Origin of the sequence: Mesorhizobium sp. M0772 (genome assembly GCF_040320135.1) — a bacterium.
Taxonomy (GTDB): Bacteria; Pseudomonadota; Alphaproteobacteria; order Rhizobiales; family Rhizobiaceae; genus Mesorhizobium.
The window spans coordinates 1-2,749 of record NZ_JAMYPB010000107.1 but is presented as its reverse complement, the minus strand read 5'-3'; the positions used below and the strand labels follow the sequence as shown (position 1 = coordinate 2,749).

Below are 2,749 nucleotides of genomic sequence, written 5' to 3'. Positions count from 1 at the left end.
CGCAGCCGGATCTGCCAAGGGCTTGGCGCTTCCGTGACCGAGGCTCCCGCCTGCGGGACGCTCGCCGCTTGCGCAAGGTCCGCCGCGACGGCCTGTTGTCCCATCACGATGAGGACAACGGCCGCTGTTACTCCCCGCGCGATCCGGATTTTGTTTCTCGCCATGATATCGTCTCCTTGCTCTTCACAAATGATGCACTGAACTACGACAAGTCTTGCTCGAGTTGCGACAGATTGGCGGAGCGCTCATGCGCAGTGTGCGTGGGACCGCGCACACTCTATTTGCGCCGTGCTCGCAATCATCGAGCTGTACTCACTTAGAAGTAAGCGGGATAACCAAAGGCCTGCAGCTTCGCGGCCGTCTTTCGCGCCTGGCCCGGGTGGACGAGTTCGGCCCGCTTCGTGGTGGCGAGCAGGATCGGCGTAGCGGCAATGGTGGTGCCGGCCCCACGGTGCGCGCGGATTTCCGGCCTTCTTGCCAGAACTGTAGAGGTACTGACAGCGACGCATGAACACGGGAACCTTGTCGGGACAGTCGGAGATCGCTATCAGGGCGTCGCCTCGCGATCGACTGTGTTCCACCGAAGTGCCCCAGCGTTCTAACCGGCTGGCTGGCGGCCCAGGCAAGTGTCCGTTCTCGTTCTAGATCTTCGAGCCAAAGATAGGAATCCTCGTCTGGGGCATTCGACTGGAAAACAATTTCAAGGTTCTCCTTAGGCTCGGGAGAGCATTGTTTTTTTGCCGCTGCGCCCGCATGTTCGGTGAGCTTGATCATGGCATGATTTCTCCTCAGTCCTTGCCGCAGCGCGTTTTGCTGACAGCATCGCAGGAGTCGTGCCCAATGAGAAAATCGTTTCATAACAATGTGATCCCCTGAGGCGCTATGTCTTATGTCCGACATCGTCGAAGATCCGACAAGGGGCAGCCATGACCGCCTGATAAGAACTCCTGTGCGAACTAGGTGGGCACTGCGGAATAAGCAGTGAAGCTCACCGCGAGACTGGCCGAGCTTCGGATCGACATCGGCGACGGGGCGCTCGACGGCCACTACGGTCGCCGGTGTCGGGCGCGGCACAGCCTGAGGACTCCGCGGCGGCGATGATCAATAACTGAGTTACAATGGCTCCATCTTGGCCCACCGGCCGGCGCGCAAAAGACTGCTTTGCGGCCCTATCCCTCCGCCTGGATTGAGTCGCAGGGACCGAATGGCGCACGTGCTTGGTCCGCTGGCTCGCAGTTCCCGGGATGGGGATCTGCCGGTGATTCCTATTCCTTTAACCTAGCGGCCTCTGGATGCGGAGCGCACTTCGTTGTCCTCGCGGTCAGAAAGCTCCAACAGGCCAAGCTCGTACAATAATGCCGCGCCTGTGCGGATTCCGCTGTAGAAGCAGCTGAGTTCCAGATTTTCGTTTGGCCCGTGGTTTGCTTCGTCATGGTTCGCGTATGGCGTTTCGAAGGCAGGAAAGCCAAGGATCTTGGTGAAAACATAGCTAGGCAGGCTGCCGAAGCCCGCCGGGACCAGCAAAGGCTCCTGCCCTTGCGCAGCGACGAAAGCACGGCGCAGCGGCGCAGTAAAAGGGGAGGCAATGGGCGTTTTCGAGGGGTACATCCCAATCCCCTGTACCACCAACTCCACATCGGGCGCGTATTTTTCCACATGGGCAGCTACCTTGCGAAGGATGTCTTGAGGATCCTGCGCCTCCACGAGCCTTATGTCACATTTCACCATGGCTTCGCTGGGCAGGACGCTCATGCTACCAGGCCCGCCATAGCCGCCATGAAAGCCATTGATCGTCAGTGTGGGCCGGAAGCAGAGACGCTCGTAGAAAGGCCTTTCCTTCGGCGCGTCAAGTCGCGCAAGATCGAGATTTCGCATTAATGCCACCATGTCGAGTGGCAGGTGCTCGACCGCAGCCAAATCCTCCTTTGACGGAGGCTCAATATCATCGTGGAAGCCTTCAATAGAGATTTCACCGTCGGCATTCTTCATGGTGCTGAGCAGGTGCACCAACGTCCAAATCGGATTGGGCACGACGCCACCGAAGTTCCCCGAATGCAAATCGCGGCTAGCGTGATGACAACGGAGTTCAAAGGACAGCTCGCCACGCGATCCGAACTTGATAACAGGTGCGCCGCTCGCATGACGGGGACCATCGGCTGTGACGGCAAGATCCGCCTTTAGGATATCCCTGTTGGTCCGCACGAAATCGGCAATGTGCGGGCTGCCAATCTCCTCTTCACCTTCCAATAGCAAGATGACGTTGCACGGCAGCGCGCCATGCACCTTGAGGTGTGACTCAATTGCCAGAATCTGTGCGAAATGCTGACCCTTGTTGTCGCCCGCGCCCCGGGCAAAAAGCCGACCATCTCGTATGGTGGGTTCAAACGGCGGCGAGAGCCACTTTTCGATCGGGTCAGGGGGCTGCACATCGTAATGGCCGTAGAGCAGTACCCTCGGTTTACCCGGCGCCTTCTCCCAGCGCGCGACAACCATCGGGTGCTCTTCGGTCGGCATCAGGCTGGTCTCGAGCCCGATCCCGCTGAGCATCTCGACCAGCAGCGCGCCGACTTCGGCGATACCGACATTCTCCGCACTGATGCTCGGATGCCGAACGTAATCGATCAGCCGGTCGAGGAACGGGGAGCGGTTCGCCTCGATATGTTCGAAGACTGCGTTCAACGTTTCAGAAGAGGTCATGTCTTTGCTTGTAATAAAAGTGAGAAGCGAGAGGATACAGCCAAGTGGTTAG

Annotated in this window: 1 protein-coding gene; it reads right to left on the bottom strand. The window is 58.7% G+C overall.

Features of this window, described 5'->3' with window-relative positions; translation table 11 throughout:
- Window positions 1–1,278 precede the first annotated feature (1,278 nt).
- Window positions 1,279–2,697 carry a M20/M25/M40 family metallo-hydrolase gene (locus NKI06_RS30725; protein ID WP_352561712.1) on the bottom strand — a complete coding sequence of 473 codons (1,419 nt, stop codon included), beginning with the start codon at window positions 2,695–2,697 and terminating at the stop codon, window positions 1,279–1,281.
- Window positions 2,698–2,749: the final 52 nt, after the last annotated feature.